Here is a 17,788-nt window from a genome sequence, read left to right as displayed (position 1 = left end):
GATGGGTGCATGCTCTGGCCGTTCGGAACCACCTGGCGCCCGGTGCGCCAGAAGCGCCGCGCCACGGTCGACCTGCGGTGGCTGAGCGCCCGCACCTGGACCCGCCGCTGGTATCCGCAGGGCATCGATCTCGGCCTGTGGCACGGGCGCCGCACACTCGCCGTCAGCTGGTTCCGTCAGCGGCTCGACGGTCACCACCTGGCGTCCCGCGTCGCGTTCGTCGACCTCGAGCGCTCTCGCCATCTCGACGTGCTGCTCGCCATCGACGAGGGCGGAGAGCTGCAGCCCGCCCCGATCCATGCCGGCGGCCTCGCGTGGTTCGACGATCGGCTGTTCGTCGCGGCGACCGGTCGCGGCATCTGGGAGTTCGACCTCGCCGACATCCGCCGGGTGCGGGGTGCCGAGGCGCGACGCATCGCCGGTGCGAGCGGTCGAGGCCTGCGCGCCTCCGCACTCGTCGCGGTGCGCACCCGCGTGCACCCGATCGAGCTGCGGTGCTCATACCTGGGTCGCGTGTTCGACGACGACGGCACGCCCCTGCGGCGAGTGCTCATCGGCGAGTACACGAAAGACGACGCGGGGCGGATCGCGGAGTTCACGGTGCCCGACGCCGATGACGACGACTTCCGCGAAGAGAGCCGCTTCACCCCCGGCATCACGCAGATGCAGGGAGCGGCACGCTGGGGCGACCGGCACTTCGTCTCGCAGTCCAACGGCATGCGCCCCGGCGCGCTGTGGACCGGCAGCCGGGACGCCCTGGTGCGCGATCGGGTGCCGCTGCCCGTCGGCTGCGAGGATCTCGCTCTCGACCTCGACGCGAAGCTGCTGTGGTCGCTCGGCGAGCACCCGTGGAAGCGCGTCGTACGCGGCATCCCCTTCCAGTCGCTCGGCCTCGACGGCTGACAGCAGACCCCTCAGCTCGCGAACGTAGACTGTGCGGGTGAAGAACCGTGCACCTTTCCTCGTCTACACCGTGCTGCGTCTGCTGGCCTTCCTCGTGCCGCTGGCGATCATGTGGTTCTTCTTCCCGATCTTCCGCGAGTACTGGTGGCTCGCCGCGATCTTCGCCGCCCTCATCGGCATGAGCATCTCGATGCTGTTCCTGCGCCGACCGCTCACCGATGCCTCAGCGCGGATCGTCGAGCGTCGCGGAGGCCGCAGCTCCGCCGCGCAGGACGATGCGGATGCCGAGGACGAGGCGATCGCCGGCGAGGCCGGCGCCACCACTCGTCGCGAGGACTGACTCAGCCGGCGAGCGCCCAGAAGAACGCGCCGGCGTAGAGGAGTGCGGTCAGCGATGTCAGGGCCAGTGCCGTGACCAGCTCCTTCGCCTGGCGGTAGGTCCAGACGATGAGGATGGCCGGGAGTCCGGCGAGCAGCGCGAGCAGACCGATCCACGCGATCGGGTACAGCAGCGCGATCAGCACGAGGATGCCGAAGGGCACGATCACGAACAGAGTGAACAGCACCTGGGTCGCCCGCTTGCCGATCAGCACCGTCAGGGTGCGCTTGCCGACCACGCGATCCTGGTCGATGTCGCGCAGGTTGTTGGCGAGCAGCACAGCACAGGCGAAGAGACCGGCGGCGATCGCTCCGAGCCACGCCTGCTGCGGCAGCTCGAAGACCTGCACCCACGTGGTGCCGAGGGTCGCGACGAGTCCGAAGAAGATGAAGACGAACACCTCGCCGAGCGCGTTGTATCCATAGGGTCGCTTGCCGCCGGTGTAGAACCAGGCGGCGATGATGCAGGCCGCACCGATCGCCAGCATCCACCACTGCTCGGTGCGGATGACGATCGCGACGCCGACCGCCGCGGCGAGCGCGAAGAACACGAGAGCCGCGACGAGCACGGTGCGCGGCTTCACCCGACCGGATGCCGTCAGTCGAGCCGGCCCCACACGCACGGCGTCCGTGCCGCGGATGCCGTCGCTGTAGTCGTTCGCGAAGTTGACGCCGATCTGCAGCAGCACGGCGACCGCGAGGCACGCCAGGGCGATCACCCAGTGGAACTCCGGACCGGTGCTGCGTGCGGCGCCTGTGCCGATGACGACCGGGGCGACGGCGAGCGGCAGCGTGCGCAGACGGGCGGCGCCGATCCAGTCGCCCAACGTCACGGGCCCGGCGTCGATGACGGCCTGGCTCGCGGGGTTGCCGCTCGCCCGCTTCGCGGGATTGCCGCTCACACGGGTCTGGTTCTTCTTGCGCTTCGAGGATGCTGCCACGCAGGGAATCCTACTGGGGCCGCCGATGGACGACGCGCGGACGATGCCGCGGGCTCAGCCCCGGCGGAAGGTCAGATGCGTGACTCCCGACTCGGCGACCTCGGACTCGACGTCGTAGCCGTTCTCGATCCCGCGCAGACCGTCCCAGATGCGCTCGCCTCGGCCGAGCACGAGCGGGTTCACGGCAAGGTGCACCCGATCGACCAGTCCCGCCCCGAGGAACTGCCGCACCACGTCGATACCGCCGCCGATGCGCACATCGCCCCCGTTCGCGGCGTCCAGAGCACGCGGCAGCACCTCTTCCGGGCTCCCGTCGACGAAGTGGAAGACGGTGCCGTTCGCGAACTCGATCGAGTCGCGCGCAGTATGGGTGAGAACGAAGACCGGCACCTCGAACGGCGGTTCATCGCCCCACCAGCCGCGCCACTGCGGATCGTCCGGGAACTGGTGCAGGCCGAACATCCCGGCGCCCATGATCTCGGCGCCGATCCCCTCGAAGTAGGCGTGGGCGTACTTCTCGTCGACTCCGGTCGTGCCTGCTCCTGAGTCGTCACCGAGCACGCGGCTGCGGAACGTCCGCGTCGCGGCGTAGGCAGCGACCAGACGCGGCCAGTCGTCGCCGAAGGGGTTCTCCGGTGTCTGGTCGGTGGTGGTCGCGAATCCGTCGAGGGAGACGTTGAGATCGACGCGGACGGCCATGATTCTCTCTCTTCTGTCGTGTGCCGGGCGACGCAGGTCAGGGGTTCGGGTTGCTGTCTTTGCCGTCGAGCCAGAGGGTGTCGGACGCGTCACCGTGCGCTCCGCCCTTGCCGACGTGCTTGTCGCTGATCTTCGGGCCTTTGAGGATCACGTGCACCATCGCCTGCGCATGGCCGTGGCCGAGGCCGTAGTCCTGCTTGAGCCAGTTGAGGACCACGGTCGACTTGGTCGACTCGTCGAACCCCTGCTCCTTGGCGAGTGCGATGAACTGGCGAGGCGTGAGGCCGGTCTGGGTCTCGACCTTGTCGAGGTATGCCTGGAAGGACATGGATGCTCCTGGGAGTCAGCGCTGGCGTGGGATCCTCTGCGACGAGAGATCTGTCACAGTATGGCCGGTGCGACGCCGTTCTTCCAGAGTGCGATCAGGTGTTCGAAACCGGGATCAGGCGTCGGGGGCGACCGAGATGATCGGCCGGTGCTCGTAGTAGGTCTGCAGCACGACCGTCGTGCGTGTGCTGACGTTCGCCGCGAGGCGGATGTCGCGCACGAGCTCTTCCAGCGCACGCGGCGATGCGACCCGCACGAACAGCATGTAGCTGGCGTCGCCGGCGATCGAATGGCACGCCTCGATCGCGTCGAGGTGCTCGAGAAGCTCGGGGGCGTTGTCGGGCTGGGCCGGGTCGAGAGGGGTGATCTCGATGAACGCCGAGAGAGGGGTGCCGACCAGCTCGGGGTCGAGGATCGCGCGGTAGCCGGTGATGACGCCTCTGGTCTCCAGGCGACGGAGTCGCGACTGGACGGCCGAGACGGAGAGCCCGACGGCGTCGGAGAGCTGAGACAGCGTCGCACGCCCGTCTCGTGAGATCTCGGCCAGGATCGCGCGGTCGACGGAGTCATCCATGGATGTAATATTATCGTCAGGATTCCGTATATGCCGGAATCTTTCCGTGAAAGTCTCCGATCGGAGGTCCCGATGTCCATCATTTCCGCCAACAGCTCCGCTGCACAGGCCATCGTCGGCGAACCCGAGGTCGTCGAAGACGCATCGACCGCGGAATCCTCCGCAGCGTGGGCGCAGCTCAAGGACGCGGCGATCGCGATCCGCGAGATGCAGATCAAGGACGGCTCGATCCCGGATGCTGCGCACCACGCCGCAGCCCGCGATCTCGTCGGGGCGGTCACCGCCGGCATCCGCGCCCTCGCCCCGGCCTTCCCGCACGACGCCGAGTACCTCGCCGCGTCGATCGTCGATTTCGACCGCTGGGTCTCCGAAGGATTCGGCGTGCCGGACTTCTTGGATTCGCTCATGGCCTTCCAGCCTCAGCAGCACCGGGTCGACGGCATCCGTCATCTGGTCGTCTTCCCGATGTACACACAGAACGGCTCGAGCGATCGCCTCGTCGAGGCGCTCATCGTCGAGACCATCTGGCCCGAGTTCATCGCGGCCCTCGAGGCCGGCGACTACGGCAACAAGCTGTTCGTCTCGCTGCGGCTCGTCGACTTCACGCCCGGGTACGACACGAACTCGGCCGTGCTGTTCCCCGAGACCGTCGCGATGCGCGAGATCCCCTCGTTCACGTGGGGCGCGATCTTCCAGGACCGTGAGGCCGCCCGCTACCGTCGGGTCACCCGCGCGGCCGCCGAGATCACCAAGCTCGAGCTTCCCGAGCGTGCCGCCGCGATGCTCGACGACCAGGCGCTGACCGAGCGTGCGTTCGTGATGTGGGACATCATCCACGACCGCACCCACATGCGCGGCGACCTGCCGTTCGACCCGTTCATGATCAAGCAGCGGATGCCGTTCTTCCTCTACTCGCTCGAAGAGCTGCGGTGCGACCTGACCGCGTTCCGCGAGTCGGTGAACATCGAGCGGTCCCTGCGTGCGCGTGCCGAGGCCGGCGAGAGCCTCTCCGACTCCGAGCACGAGATGCTCGACCACGCGGACCTCGTGCAGTACGCCGTGATCTTCGACCGGATCTTCCGCTTCGCGATCACGGGATCGCGTGTGCGCAACTACGACGGTCTCGGTGGACAGCTGCTGTTCGCCTGGCTGCACCAGCGTGGCGTGCTGCACTGGACCGACACCGCCCTCGCGTTCGACTGGGCTGCCGTGCCCGATGCGGTCGTCGCCCTCGGCGATGCGATCGACGAGCTCTACTGGCGCTCGATCGATCGCCCGAAGACGGCTCACTGGCTGGCCGCCTACGATCTCGTCCGTTCCGTGCTCACCCCGAACCCCGCCTCGCGTTGGGCCCGCGGCCTTCCGGACGAGATCCTCGCCGGCGCCCCGAAGGGTTTCACCCACGCGGTGCTGGACGACGAGTTCCCCCTCTCCATGTTCTTCGAAGCCCTCGACAAGAAGATGAAGCCGGTCATCGAGTCGACCGTCGGCATCCGGGGCACCGACGACTGACTCGCGCATTTCTGGGGTCCGGTCGCGGGGGCGATCGGACGCAGCGTCTGCGGCCATTCCTGCCCGGGGTGGCCGCAGCACTGTTCCTTCGAGAGAGTTGAGCACATGAGCGTCACCGACAGAACCGTCCTCCTCGCCGGAGCCACCAGCCCTTCGGGACTCGCGCTCGCTCGGGCACTCGTCGACGCCGGGGCGCAGGTGATCGCCACCGGTCGCTCCGCCGAGCGGCTGCAGTCGCTGCGGTCGATCGGAGCCCAGGTCGAGGTGGCTGACGCGACCTCACTCGAGGCGATGACGGAGCTGGCCTCACGGCTCGACACGGTTGACGCGGTGATCCCGCTGGTCGGCGGCTGGCGCGGCGGCGGCGGGCTCGCCGGGCAGTCCGATGACGACTTCCGCGCCCTCCTGCCGGCGCTCGATGCGGTGCGTGCGACCAGCCGGGCGTTCGACGGTGCACTGCGTGCGTCGGATGCCGGACGTTTCGCGATCGTCTCGTCCACCGCCGTGGGGCGCCCTCTGGCGGGCGGTGCGAACTACGCGGCCGTCAAGGCGGCGAGCGAGGCGTGGACACGCGCCGTGGCTCAGGGGTTCGCCAAGGCGGCCAGGGATGCCGGGGAGCCGCTGCGCGCGGCATCCGTGGTGTTCCGGGCGAAGGCGCTCGACCCTGAGTCGCTCGCACCGCGGGTGTTTGCGCTGTGGGACGGCGACGCCGCCGATCTCAACGACCAGATCGTCACGCTCGACTGACCCGGTCACCCCGCGTCGCCGCACGCGAGTCCGCCCCGGTCGGACCGACCTCGGCTATCGCCGCGACTCGGGAACGTYGGGCGGCAGTCCGCGCAGCGGCGGCGGCGCATCCGCGAAGCGCGTGCCGTCGCTCGTCACTCGGTCGCTCGTCACCCGGTCGATCGTCGCCCGCTCGACCGTCGCGCTGTCGTCCGTCCCGCTGACCTCGGCCGCGGACGCATCTCGATCGCCGTCCTCCACAGCATCCTCGCCGTTCAGATCCTGCTCCGGGGCGTTCGCATAGAGCTCGGTGAGCTTGCGATACGACTTCGTGAAGAACGCGAGTGTGGCAGCCACCACCATGATGATGCCCGCGAACAGGCAGATCAGCGCTATGCCCCGAGCATCCCCCGTGCCGAGCAGCCACTCCCACTGCTGCTGCCCCTCGGAGGTCTTCATGTACGGGATGATCAGGAACTCGGCGATCGGCGCGATCAGGAACGCCGTGATGGGAGCGGCTGCGGCCTCCATCGCGGCGGCGACGCCGAACACACGCCCCTGCCGGTCGTAGCGGACCACCTTCTGGATGATCGTCTGCTCTGCCGCCTCGACGGGAGGCACGAGAGCCATGTAGATCCACATGCCGATCACATAGAGCGGCCACCACTCGCGCAGCATGAACACCGAGCCGAGGATGCCCATCGCGATCACGACCAGCAGCAGCGTGCGCATCGGCTTCGCGCCGAGGCCGAACTTCGCCACGAGTCCGCCGCCGATCAGGAATCCGGTCGACGCGAACGCGAGAGCGAACCCCCACATCTGGGCGTCGAAGAGAGTGAGACCGTAGGGGTCCATCAGCGCCATGTACACGCCGCCGATGAGGTTGTTGAAGGTCGAGAAGATGATCAGCGCGAACAGCCCGGGCGCCAGCCTGATGGCCGCCACGCTGCCGCGGAAGTCGAGTGCGCTCTTGGCGTCGGGGTCGGGGTGCGGTGCCCCCTCGGGGATGCGGATGAAGAGCAGGTGCACGAACGTCAGCACCATCGCGCCGATCGCGATCGCCAGGGTCCACCCCATGCCGAGGAAGCCGATCGAGAGCCCCGAGAACACGCTCGTCACGAGGAATGCCAGCCCCTGCACCGTGCCGACCAGGCCGTTGGCGTTGGCCCGCCGATCTTCGGGCACCAGCAGCGTGACCGTGGTCGAGAGCGCGATGTTGCGCAGCTGCTCGATGACCCCGCCGAACAGGATGATCGCCGAGAACAGCCAGAACCAGGGGCCGCCGAGGTCGAGCAGCGCCGATTCGGGCTGCCAGACATAGAGCACCCCCGCGATCAGGAACGCGACCGCCGAGATGACGCTCGAGAGCAGCATCACCGTGTGCTTGCGGTTGCGATCGACGATCGTGCCGAAGATCATCGCGAAGAAGGCGACGAACAGCATGTAGGCGCCGCCGATGATGCCGGTCGCGAGCACCGACTGCGTCTCGATGTACACCCAGAACGTCAGCGCGAACCACAGGAAGCTCGTCGTCACGTTCGCGATGAGCGTGTTGACGAGGACGTTCGCGAAGGCCGTCTTCGCTGCGGTGCGCTCCATGATTAGAGGGTAGGCGGGGCCTCGGACATTCGGTAGAGCGGTTCCGCAGCGCGGCGTCTGCGGCCGGCATCCGGCAATAGGCTTGTGCGGTGAGTATTCAGCATGACCCCGCCGTCCGGGGCTTCGCCAGCGACAACTATTCCGGCGTCCACCCCGAGGTCCTCGCGGCCATCGCAGCGGCGAACGGCGGCCACCAGGTCGCATACGGCGAGGACGCCTACACGGCGCGTCTGCAGGAGGTGTTCCGCTCACACTTCGGAGAGGGCGTCGAGGCCTTCCCGGTGTTCAACGGCACCGGCGCGAACGTCACCGGCCTGCAGTCGATGCTGCCGCGCTGGGGTGCCGTCATCGCGGCGTCCAGCGCCCACATCAACGTCGACGAAGGCGGCGCCCCCGAGCGGATCGGCGGGTTCAAGATCCTCGCCGTGCCGACGGACGACGGCAAGCTCACGCCCGAGCTCGTCGACCGCGAGGCCTGGGGCTGGGGCGACGAGCACCGCGCGCAGCCGCTCGTGGTCTCGATCACCCAGTCGACCGAGCTCGGCACCCTGTATTCCGTCGACGAGATCCGCGCGCTCGCCGACCACGCGCACGAACGCGGCATGATGCTGCACCTCGACGGCGCACGCATCTCGAACGCGGCCGCGGCCCTCGACGTGCCGTTGCACGCCTTCACCCGCGACGCCGGTGTCGACGTGCTCAGCTTCGGCGGCACGAAGAACGGAGCCATGCTCGGCGAGGCCATCGTGGTGCTGAACCCCGAGGCGTCGACGGGTCTGCAGTACTCCCGCAAGTTCAACATGCAGCTCTCGTCGAAGATGCGGTTCGTCTCGGCGCAGCTCATCGCGCTGCTCGAGGGCGACCTGTGGCTGCGCAACGCCCAGCACGCGAACGCCATGGCCCAGCGCCTGCGCGGCGCGATCGAGGCCGGCATCGCCGCCGGCGAGATCACCGGAGTGTCGTTCACGCAGCCGACCCAGTCGAACGGCGTCTTCGCGACCCTTCCCGACGGCATCGCCGACGGGCTGCGCGAGAAGTTCCGCTTCTACGACTGGGATGCCGCGCGCAACGAGGTCCGCTGGATGTGCGGGTTCGACACCGAGGAGTCGGACGTCGACGAGTTCGTCGCAGAGCTCGCGCGCCTCACCACGCGCTGAGAATTCGGTCGCGGCGCCCGTGACCGACGAGAGAGACCCACCATCAGAAGTCGTGACGGTGGGTCTCTCGCGTATGCGGTGACTGCGCCGCTAGCGGAGCAGACCGAGATTGGCGAGCGCCAGACGGATGAGCGTGCCGCGCCCACCCTCCATCTCGGCGGCGACCGTGTCCGACGCCGCCGCCTCCGGCGAGAACCACGTGACCTCGAGCGCGTCCTGTCGCGGCTCGCACGTGCCGGTGACCGGCACCACGAACGCGAGCGAGACGGCGTGCTGACGGTCATCGTGGTAGGCGCTGACCCCCGGGATCGGGAAGTACTCGGCGACCGTGAACGGCAGTGGCTGGGGCGGGAGCAGCGGGAACGCCATCGGGCCCAGGTCGTTCTCGACGTGGCGGAACAGCGCATCGCGGATCGTCTCGCCGAACCGGACTCGACCCGAGACGATCGTGCGCGTCATCTCACCCATGGGGGTCGACCGCAGCAGGATGCCGATCTCGGTCACCTGGCCCGAACCGTCGGTGCGCACCGGGATCGCCTCGACGTAGAGCATCGGCAGGTGGCGTCTCGCCTCTGCGAGCTCGTATTCGCTCAACCACCCCGGATTGGAGTCGCGCGAGGGCTGTGCGGAGCCGAAACCCTCGAGGCCGTCGTCGGGCTCGGGATCGGGATCAGGTGTGCGGACGGACATGTCTCCTTTCTACCAGCCGCATCCTCGCCCGAACACCGACTTGCGGCCACGACCGGCATACGATCCGACGATCAGCGCCTGCGCGTGTCGGAAGGCGCTGGCAGGATGGACGGGTGAGCGAAGAACTGATGATCGACGGGCTCCTCACGCGCTGGTCGACCGAAGACCGCGCGGGGATGCCGCTGCTGGTGCTGCTGCACGGATACGGCGCCGACGAGCACGACCTGTTCGGCTTGGTGCCGTATCTGCCCGAGGGCATCGCCGTGGCATCCGTCGCCGCCCCGCTCGCACCCCCGTGGCCGATGCCGGGGCGCTCCTGGTATGCCATCGAGGGCCTCGACGGCCGCAGCGCCGCGTCGGTGACGCTGGCGGCAGAGGCATTCCTGCGCTGGCTCGACGATGCTCGGGAGGATACTCCTGCGGTGGCTCTCCTCGGCTTCTCGCAGGGCGCCGCCGTCGCGCTCCAGGCCATGCGCCTCGCCCCGCAGAGCATCGACACCGTGGTGGCGCTCAGCGGCTACGCCGCGGCCGGCGAGCTTCCGGGTGACGAAGCGCTGACCGAGTCGCGACCGCACGTCTTCTGGGGCCGAGGCACGAACGATCAGGTGATCCCCGAGGCGCTGGTCGCCCACACCGCAGAGTGGCTGCCCTCGCACTCCGAGCTGTCAGGGCGGGTCTACACCGGACTCACGCACAGCATCTCGGAGGAAGAGCTCCGCGACGTGCACGTCTTCCTCACGAAATGGCTGGAGCGGGCCGCCAAGGCCTGATCGAGCCTGTCCGCAAGTGCGACACGCCCGGGGTTGCGAAAGTCCGACACGCCCGGGTATCGTCGTGGAGTCCTGTCCGCCGTGTCTGGAAGTCCTTTGATCTGATCCGTCGCCTCCGCGCTCACCTTTCCGCGCGCTGACCCGACGATCGCCGACTCCACGGCAGACCACGCCCGCTGTCCTCCGACAGCGCCCCGCTCAGACGGGGCCCTCGGGCGACCGGTGTCAGTGCACCCTCGCACTCGTCGGGAGACACCATGTCAGTACCCACCCTCCACGCGTCGGTCACCCTCGACCGACTCACCTTCACCTGGCCGGACGGCACCACCGCGCTCGACTCGGTCTCGGGATCGTTCGGCTCCGGTCGCACCGGGCTGGTCGGCCGCAACGGCGCCGGCAAGTCGACACTGCTCCGCCTCATGGCGGGCGAGCTGAGTCCCACGACCGGATCCCTCACCACGACCGGCGAGGTCGCGTACCTGCCGCAGCAGCTCACGCTCGACGTCGACCGCCGGGTGTCCGAGCTGCTCGGAGTCGCCGAAGCCCTCGATGCCGTCCGAGCGATCAGTGCGGGCGATGTCGACCAGGCACACTTCGACGCGGTCGGCGACGACTGGGACATCGAGGCACGAGCCGAGCAGTCCCTGGCCGAGGCGGGCCTCGCCCCCGAGTTCCTCGACCGACGTGTCGGCGAGCTGTCGGGCGGTGAGGCGGTGCTGGTCGCGATCGCCGGCATCCGTCTGCGGCGTGCACCGATCACCCTGTTCGATGAGCCGACCAACAATCTCGATCGGGACGCCCGCGCGAAGCTGGCGGCCATGGTCAGGTCGTGGAAGGGCACGCTCATCGTGGTCAGCCACGACCTCTCGCTGCTCGAGCTGATGGACGACACCGCCGAGCTCTACGCCCAGACGCTGAGCGTGTTCGGGGGCCCGTACTCCGAATGGCGAGCCTGGCTGGATGCCGAGCAGGAGGCCGCCAGGCAGGCAGAGGTCACGGCGAAGCAGGAGTTCCGCAAGGAGAAGCGTCAGCGCATCGAGGCCGAGGTCAAGCTCGCGCACCGGTCGCGCACGGCGAAGAAGGCGGAGATCGAGAAGCGCGTGCCGAAGATCATCGCGCACGGTCGCAAGATGGCCGCGGAGGTGTCAGCGGGAAAGCTGCGCACCGAGGTCGGCGCGAAGGAGGATGCCGCTCGCACCGCGCTCGATGAGGCGGGGCGCCGTCTGCGCTCGGATGCGTCGATGAAGATCGAGCTTCCCGACCCGCAGGTGTCGCGCTCGCGGCGCATCGCCATGATCGGCGACGGCGAACGGTCATGGATCATCCAGGGCCCCGACCGCGTCGCCCTGATCGGGCGCAACGGCGCCGGAAAGACGACACTGCTCGAGCGGTTGGTGGCCGGAGCCGGGGTCGGTGTCGGCGTCGGCGTCGGCGTCGGCGAGTCAGCACCGAGGCCGACGATCGGTCCGGATGACGGCTCTACCGCCCACGGGGAGGAACCCCTGCTGGCTGCTGAACGGCCGCAGCTGGTCGCGACGGCGCTCACCGACCGCATCGGCTACCTGCCGCAGCGGATCGACGGGCTCGACGAGAACCGGTCGGTGTTCGAGAACATCGCGGATGCCGCGTCGCAGGTGCCCGAGAAGGAGCTGCGCAACCGTCTCGCCAGGTTCCTCATCCGAGGAGCCACGGCCGAGCGCCCTGTCGCCGCCCTGTCTGGCGGCGAACGCTTCAGGGTGGCGCTGGCCAGGCTGCTGCTCTCGGATCCCGCACCGCACCTCGTGGTGCTCGACGAGCCCACGAACAACCTCGACATCGACACCGTCGACCAGCTCGTCGAGGCGCTGCGGGCCTACCGCGGGGCGGTGCTGGTCGTGAGTCACGACGACGCGTTCCTCGCCCGTCTCGACCTGGGGCTCACGCTCGAGATCGACGCCGAGGGCGCGCTGCACGAGGCGCTCTGACGAGGTGGCGCCCGCCGGCGGGCGGGCGCCACCTCGGATCACGCCTACCGCATGGTCGTCTCTGGGGACAACGGCCGCCCCGATGTCGGTGGCACGGGTGATGATGGACTGATGGGTGACGTGCTCGACCGCTTCACTCCTGCCACGCAAGACTGGTTCAGGGGTGCGTTTCCCGAACCCACTCCTGCGCAGGCCGGTGCGTGGAATGCCATCTCAGCCGGCAAGCACGCGCTCGTGGTGGCTCCGACCGGGTCGGGCAAGACCCTCTCGGCCTTCCTCTGGGCGATCGACAGCGTGTTCCGCGAGCGTACCGAGCAGCCCGCCAGGGCCAGAGACGGCTCGCGCACGCGCATCCTCTACATCTCACCGCTGAAGGCTCTCGGCGTCGATGTCGAGCGCAACCTGCGCTCTCCGCTCATCGGCATCGGGCAGTCGGCCAGGCGCCTCGGGGTCGAGGCCCCCTCCGTGACCGTCGGCGTGCGCTCGGGCGACACGACGTCGAGCGACCGCCGCAAGCTGGTCTCCGATCCTCCGGACATCCTCATCACCACCCCCGAGTCGCTCTACCTCATGCTCACCAGCCGCGCCGGCGAGACTCTGCGCGACGTGCACACGGTGATCATCGACGAGGTGCACGCGGTCGCCGCGACCAAACGCGGAGCACACCTCGCGGTGAGCCTCGAGCGTCTCGACGCGCTGCGCCGCACTCATGGCCATGACGAGCCGGCCCAGCGCATCGGACTGTCGGCGACCGTGCGCCCTATCGACGAGGTCGCACGATTCCTCGGCGGCGCCGCCCCGGTCGAGATCGTCGCCCCGCCCGCATCGAAGACGTTCGAGCTGGGCGTCATCGTCCCGATGGACGACATGACCAATCCGCCGCCGCCTCCCGGGGCGCCGAAGGATGCCGGCGATGCCGCCGATGCGGAATACACCGAGGTCACCGGCTCCGTCTGGCCGCACGTGGAGGAGGCGATCGTCGACCGCATCCTGCAGAACAAGTCGACCATCGTGTTCTCGAACTCGCGAAGGCTGGCCGAACGGCTCACCGGGCGACTGAACGAGATCTACTCCGAGCGCATCGGCGTCGCCCTGCCCGAGGCATCGGTGCCGGCGGCCATGATGGCGCAGGCGGGTGCGACAGCCGGCGCCGACCCCGTGCTCGCCAAGGCACACCACGGCTCGGTCTCGAAAGAGCAGCGGGCACAGGTCGAGGAGGAGCTGAAGTCCGGCGTCCTTCGCTGCGTCGTCGCGACGAGCAGCCTCGAGCTCGGCATCGACATGGGTGCGGTCGACCTGGTGATCCAGGTCGAGGCGCCGCCCTCGGCAGCCTCCGGGCTGCAGCGAGTCGGTCGCGCCGGCCACCAGGTCGGCGAGATCAGCCGTGCGGCGCTGTTCCCCAAGCACCGGGGAGACGTACTGCACACCGCGATCGTCACCGAGCGGATGCTGGCCGGCAAGATCGAGGCGATCCAGGTGCCGCGCAACCCGCTCGACATCCTCGCCCAGCAGACCGTCGCGGCGAGCGCCCTCGGCGAGATCAGCGTCGAGGAATGGTTCGAGACCGTGCGTCGCTCGGCGCCGTTCCAGTCCCTGCCGCGGTCGGCCTACGAGGCGACGCTCGACCTGCTCGCCGGACGCTACCCCTCCGACGAGTTCGCCGAGCTGCGCCCTCGCCTGGTGTGGGACCGAGACGCCGGCACGCTGACCGGGCGTCCCGGCGCCCAGCGCATCGCCGTCACCAGCGGCGGCACGATCCCCGACCGCGGACTCTTCGGCGTCTTCGTCGCCGGCGAGTCGACCGGTGCCCGCGTCGGCGAGCTCGATGAGGAGATGGTCTACGAGTCACGCGTCGGCGATGTGTTCACGCTCGGCACGACGAGCTGGCGCATCGCCGAGATCACGCATGACCGCGTCAACGTGATTCCCGCATACGGCCAGCCGGGCAAGGTGCCGTTCTGGCACGGCGATGGAATCGGCCGCCCGTTCGAACTCGGCGAGGCGCTCGGCAGGTTCTCCCGCGAGGTGTCGGCGGCCACTCCCGAAAAGGCCGCTCAGCGCCTGATCGACGCCGGTCTCGACGAGCAGGCCAGGATGAACCTGATGGCGCACCTCACCGAGCAGCGCGAGGCGACGGGCACCCTGCCGACCGACCGCACCCTCACGGTCGAGCGCGGGCGCGACGAGGTCGGCGACTGGCGGGTCATCCTTCACTCCCCCTACGGCATGAAGGTCCATGCTCCATGGGCTCTCGCGATCAACGCCCGCATCCGCGAGCGCCTCGGAGTCGAGGGCTCGGCGGTCGCGAGCGACGACGGCATCATCGTGCGCATTCCGGATGCCGAGGCCGAGCCTCCCGGCGCCGAGCTCTTCGTGTTCGACCCCGACGAGCTCGAGCAGCTGGTCACGCAGGAGGTCGGCGGATCCGCGCTGTTCGCCTCCCGCTTCCGCGAGTGCGCCGCCCGTGCCCTGCTGATGCCGCGGATGAACCCGAACAAGCGCACCCCGCTGTGGCAGCAGCGACAGCGCTCGGCACAGCTGCTCGAAGTCGCCCGCCGGCATCCGACATTCCCGGTGATCCTGGAGACCCTGCGCGAGGTGCTGCAGGACGTCTACGACCTGCCGTCGCTGCGCACGCTCGCGGTGTCGATCGCCGACCGACGCATCAGACTCGTCGAGACCCAGCCGTCTCAGCCGTCGCCGTTCGCGCGCGACCTGCTCTTCGGCTACGTCGGCGCATTCATGTACGAGGGCGATTCGCCGCTGGCCGAGCGTCGGGCGGCCGCCCTCTCGGTCGACCCGGCGCTGCTCGGCGAGCTGCTCGGCACGGTCGAGCTCCGCGAGCTGCTCGACCCCGACGTCATCGCGCAGTTCGAGCGCGAGGCGCAGCGCCTCGATCCCGAGCGCCGTGCGCGAGGTCTCGAGGGCGTCGCCGACCTGCTGCGGATGCTGGGTCCGATGGATGCGGTCGAGATCGACGCGCGACTCGACCCCGAGACCGGTTCGGCCTCCGACCACCTCGCCGCGCTGATCGACGCGCGCCGCGCGATCCCGGTCACCGTCGCCGGAACCACGCGCGTCGCCGCGATCGAAGACGCCGGCCGCCTGCGCGATGCGCTCGGCGCGGCGCTGCCCACCGGCATCCCCGTCGCGTTCCTCGAACCCCTCGCCGATCCGCTCGGCGATCTCGTCGCACGGTACGCCCGCACGCACGGCCCCTTCACGACGGATGCCATCGCTACGCGCTTCGGCCTGGGCGCCGCGGTCGCGCGACACACGCTGCAGAGGCTGGAGCACTCGGGTCGACTGACCAGCGGCTACTTCCTGCCCGAGGCCTCCGGAACGGGCAACGAGACCGAGTGGTGCGACACCGAGGTGCTGCGCCGACTGCGGATGCGGTCGCTCGCCGCGATCCGAGGCAGCGTCGAACCGGTGTCGCCCGAGGCGTATGCGCGCTTCCTGCCCGACTGGCAGCACCTCGGCCGTCCGCTCGAAGGACTCGACGGCGTGCTCGCCGTGATCGAGCAGTTCGCCGGGGTGCCCATTCCCGCGAGCGCCTGGGAGTCGCTCGTGCTGCCCTCTCGCGTGCGGGACTACTCCCCCGCCCTGCTCGACGAGCTCACGGCCGCGGGAGAGGTCATCTGGTCGGGTCACGGCACGCTGCCCGGGCGTGACGGCTGGGTCTCGCTGCACCCTGTCGATCTCGCGCCCTTCACACTCCCCGAACCCGACGACGAGATCGCCACCGATTCGCTCGAGGCCCGGGTGCTCGCCGCACTCGAGGCAGGCGGGGCGTACTTCGCCGCCCAGCTGAAAGAGATGGCCGGCGCCGAGAACGAGCAGTCCGTGCTCGAGGCGCTGTGGTCGCTGACCTGGGCGGGGCGTGTGACGAACGACACCTTCGCCCCGATCCGGTCGCTGCTGGCCGGGGGGTCGCAGGCTCACCGCGTGACGCGACGCGCCCCGCGCACCCGCACCTACCGGGGCATGTCGCTCGCGCGCACCGCGGCGCGCCCCTCATCGATCGGCGGACGCTGGTCCCTGCTCCCCTCGGTCGACACGGATGCCGCTCGGCGGGCGACCGTCACAGCCGGCCTGCTGCTCGACCGCTACGGCGTGGTCACCCGTGGCGCCGTGCAGGCCGAGGGCGTGCCGGGCGGCTTCGCCCAGACATACCGGGTGCTCGCGGGATTCGAAGAGGCCGGGCACTGCCGACGCGGTTACGTGATCGAGAGGCTGGGTGCCGCGCAGTTCGCGGCATCCGCCACCGTCGACCGCCTGCGTACGTTCGCGGGGCTCGCCGACCCGCCCCCACGCAAGGCCGTGACGCTCGCCGCGACCGACCCCGCCAATCCCTACGGCGCAGCGCTCGGGTGGCCCAAGCGCGACGAGGTGTCGCATCGTCCTGGGCGCAAGGCCGGCGGCCTGGTGGTGCTCGTCGACGGTTCACTCGTGCTCTACCTCGAACGCGGCGGGCGCACGGTGCTGTGTTTCACCGACGACTCCGAGGTGCTGCGCGCCGCGGGATCCGACCTCGCCGCGACGGCGCGCGCCCGGCGCCTCGACACCCTCACGGTCGAGAAGGTCAACGGCGAAGGCGTCTACGGCACCGAGCTCGCCCTCGCGTTGCAGGAGGCGGGGTTCGTCGCCACGCCCCGCGGCTACACGCTGCGCAAGGTGATCTGAGCGCCGCCATGACCGCTGCTTCTAGGCTGGACGCATGATCGGGGAGTTCGTCTACGGCATCCGCACGCTGCTGCGCGGCTTCGGCACCTGGCGACGCCGCCCCGGCCTCATGGCCCTCGGACTCGTGCCAGGACTCATCGCGGCGCTGGTGCTGCTAGCCGGTCTCGTGCCGCTCGCGCTGTCGCTCGGGCCGATCTCCGACGCGGTGACACCCTTCGCCGACGGCTGGATCGCCGAGTGGCGATCGATCTTCCGGGCCGCTGTCGGCATCGTGATCTTCGCCGCGGCGCTCGCCCTGGCCAGCGCCGTGTTCAGCGCCCTGGCCCTGGCCATCGGCGACCCGTTCTACCAGCGCATCTGGCGGGCCGTCGAGGCTGACCTCGGCGACGCGCCGCCTTCCGACGGCGGCGGATTCTGGATGGCGGTCGGTGAGGGACTGCGGTTGGTGCTCCTCGGCATCCTCATCGCGATCTTCGTGCTGGTGCTCGGCTTCGTCCCTCTCGTGGGCGGCTTCCTCGCAGCGGTCGGAGGCGTCGTGCTGTCGGGCCGCATGCTCGCACGCGAGCTCACGCAGCGAGCCTTCGACGCCCGCGAACTCACCCCCGCCGACCGTGCAGTGCTGTTCCGCGGCAATCGCGCGCGGGTGCTCGGCTTCGGCGTCGCGACGCAACTCTGCTTCCTGATCCCCGGAGGTGCGGTGGCCGTCATGCCCGCCGCCGTCGCAGGCGCCACGACTCTCGCGCGCACCATGCTCGAGCGCACGCCCCTAGCGCAGCAGACATCGCCTCCGCTCGCGACCCTGCAGCCGGCACAGCCCGCACCGCCCCTGCAGCCGGCACAGCGCGCGCAGCCCGCGCAGCCC

General features: G+C 69.6%; 15 protein-coding genes. 9 read left to right on the top strand and 6 right to left on the bottom strand.

From position 1 onward, the window contains the following. The first annotated feature begins 9 nt into the window (after window positions 1–9). The gene (locus tag AC04ME_RS08075; RefSeq protein ID WP_475434464.1) at window positions 10–903 is read left to right on the top strand and encodes a hypothetical protein; all 894 of its coding nucleotides are present in this window, start codon (window positions 10–12) and stop codon (window positions 901–903) included. A gap of 37 nt (window positions 904–940) precedes the next feature. Beyond that, window positions 941–1,243: a DUF4229 domain-containing protein gene (locus tag AC04ME_RS08070; protein ID WP_309691041.1), complete on the top strand. Its 303-nt coding sequence runs from the start codon at window positions 941–943 to the stop codon at window positions 1,241–1,243. A 1-nt stretch (window position 1,244) separates the two neighbouring features. Here the strand turns inward: AC04ME_RS08070 and AC04ME_RS08065 are convergent, their stop codons facing one another. From AC04ME_RS08065 to AC04ME_RS08050, 4 genes are all read right to left on the bottom strand, one after another. After that, window positions 1,245–2,222 (bottom strand): 1,4-dihydroxy-2-naphthoate polyprenyltransferase, encoded by a 978-nt coding sequence (locus AC04ME_RS08065; protein WP_042538638.1) that lies wholly within the window; start codon window positions 2,220–2,222, stop codon window positions 1,245–1,247. Window positions 2,223–2,276: 54 nt separating this feature from the next. Beyond that, window positions 2,277–2,924 carry a dihydrofolate reductase family protein gene (locus AC04ME_RS08060; protein ID WP_197065981.1) on the bottom strand — a complete coding sequence of 216 codons (648 nt, stop codon included), beginning with the start codon at window positions 2,922–2,924 and terminating at the stop codon, window positions 2,277–2,279. Window positions 2,925–2,958: 34 nt separating this feature from the next. Beyond that, window positions 2,959–3,249, bottom strand: a complete 291-nt coding sequence (locus tag AC04ME_RS08055) for a DUF4287 domain-containing protein (protein WP_042538633.1) — start codon at window positions 3,247–3,249, stop codon at window positions 2,959–2,961. A 114-nt stretch (window positions 3,250–3,363) separates the two neighbouring features. Beyond that, window positions 3,364–3,822: an Lrp/AsnC family transcriptional regulator gene (locus AC04ME_RS08050; RefSeq protein ID WP_079113436.1), complete on the bottom strand. Its 459-nt coding sequence runs from the start codon at window positions 3,820–3,822 to the stop codon at window positions 3,364–3,366. A gap of 72 nt (window positions 3,823–3,894) precedes the next feature. Here AC04ME_RS08050 and AC04ME_RS08045 point away from each other — a divergent pair, with 72 nt between their 5' ends. Beyond that, window positions 3,895–5,334, top strand: a complete 1,440-nt coding sequence (locus AC04ME_RS08045) for a DUF6421 family protein (protein ID WP_475434461.1) — start codon at window positions 3,895–3,897, stop codon at window positions 5,332–5,334. A gap of 105 nt (window positions 5,335–5,439) precedes the next feature. Continuing rightward, window positions 5,440–6,081: an SDR family NAD(P)-dependent oxidoreductase gene (locus tag AC04ME_RS08040; RefSeq protein ID WP_475434459.1), complete on the top strand. Its 642-nt coding sequence runs from the start codon at window positions 5,440–5,442 to the stop codon at window positions 6,079–6,081. A gap of 54 nt (window positions 6,082–6,135) precedes the next feature. Here AC04ME_RS08040 and AC04ME_RS08035 read toward each other — a convergent pair whose 3' ends face one another. Next, a complete protein-coding gene (locus tag AC04ME_RS08035; protein ID WP_475434457.1) occupies window positions 6,136–7,659 on the bottom strand; it encodes an MFS transporter in 1,524 nt (507 codons plus the stop codon). Window positions 7,660–7,748: 89 nt separating this feature from the next. Between AC04ME_RS08035 and AC04ME_RS08030 the strand changes: the two genes are divergently transcribed. After that, window positions 7,749–8,816, top strand: a complete 1,068-nt coding sequence (locus AC04ME_RS08030; RefSeq protein WP_475434455.1) for a threonine aldolase family protein — start codon at window positions 7,749–7,751, stop codon at window positions 8,814–8,816. 90 nt (window positions 8,817–8,906) lie between these two features. On the opposite strand, the gene AC04ME_RS08025 is transcribed toward AC04ME_RS08030, so the two are convergent. Then, on the bottom strand, window positions 8,907–9,506 hold the full coding sequence (locus AC04ME_RS08025) for an NUDIX hydrolase family protein (protein ID WP_042538622.1): 600 nt from the start codon (window positions 9,504–9,506) through the stop codon (window positions 8,907–8,909). Window positions 9,507–9,619: 113 nt separating this feature from the next. Between AC04ME_RS08025 and AC04ME_RS08020 the strand changes: the two genes are divergently transcribed. The 4 genes from AC04ME_RS08020 to AC04ME_RS08005 all read left to right on the top strand — a co-directional run. Continuing rightward, window positions 9,620–10,276 carry an alpha/beta hydrolase gene (locus AC04ME_RS08020; protein WP_442922281.1) on the top strand — a complete coding sequence of 219 codons (657 nt, stop codon included), beginning with the start codon at window positions 9,620–9,622 and terminating at the stop codon, window positions 10,274–10,276. Between the two features lie 257 nt (window positions 10,277–10,533). Beyond that, on the top strand, window positions 10,534–12,240 hold the full coding sequence (locus AC04ME_RS08015; protein WP_475434453.1) for an ABC-F family ATP-binding cassette domain-containing protein: 1,707 nt from the start codon (window positions 10,534–10,536) through the stop codon (window positions 12,238–12,240). A gap of 111 nt (window positions 12,241–12,351) precedes the next feature. Continuing rightward, window positions 12,352–16,926 (top strand): ATP-dependent helicase, encoded by a 4,575-nt coding sequence (locus tag AC04ME_RS08010; protein WP_042538618.1) that lies wholly within the window; start codon window positions 12,352–12,354, stop codon window positions 16,924–16,926. Between the two features lie 34 nt (window positions 16,927–16,960). Continuing rightward, on the top strand, window positions 16,961–17,788 hold an 828-nt coding region (locus AC04ME_RS08005), incomplete at its 3' end, for an EI24 domain-containing protein (RefSeq protein WP_475434451.1).

The sequence above is a fragment of the Microbacterium sp. LjRoot205 genome (assembly GCF_056175745.1).
This window is presented reverse-complemented; position numbering and strand designations above follow the sequence as displayed.

Coding starts and splice junctions, on each gene's coding strand:
- AC04ME_RS08075 (WP_475434464.1), top strand. CDS start 10: ATGCTCTGGCCGTTCGGAACCACCTGGCGCCCGGTGCGCCAGAAGCGC.
- AC04ME_RS08055 (WP_042538633.1), bottom strand. CDS start 3,249: ATGTCCTTCCAGGCATACCTCGACAAGGTCGAGACCCAGACCGGCCTC.
- AC04ME_RS08050 (WP_079113436.1), bottom strand. CDS start 3,822: ATGGATGACTCCGTCGACCGCGCGATCCTGGCCGAGATCTCACGAGAC.
- AC04ME_RS08045 (WP_475434461.1), top strand. CDS start 3,895: ATGTCCATCATTTCCGCCAACAGCTCCGCTGCACAGGCCATCGTCGGC.
- AC04ME_RS08040 (WP_475434459.1), top strand. CDS start 5,440: ATGAGCGTCACCGACAGAACCGTCCTCCTCGCCGGAGCCACCAGCCCT.
- AC04ME_RS08025 (WP_042538622.1), bottom strand. CDS start 9,506: ATGTCCGTCCGCACACCTGATCCCGATCCCGAGCCCGACGACGGCCTC.
- AC04ME_RS08015 (WP_475434453.1), top strand. CDS start 10,534: ATGTCAGTACCCACCCTCCACGCGTCGGTCACCCTCGACCGACTCACC.
- AC04ME_RS08010 (WP_042538618.1), top strand. CDS start 12,352: ATGGGTGACGTGCTCGACCGCTTCACTCCTGCCACGCAAGACTGGTTC.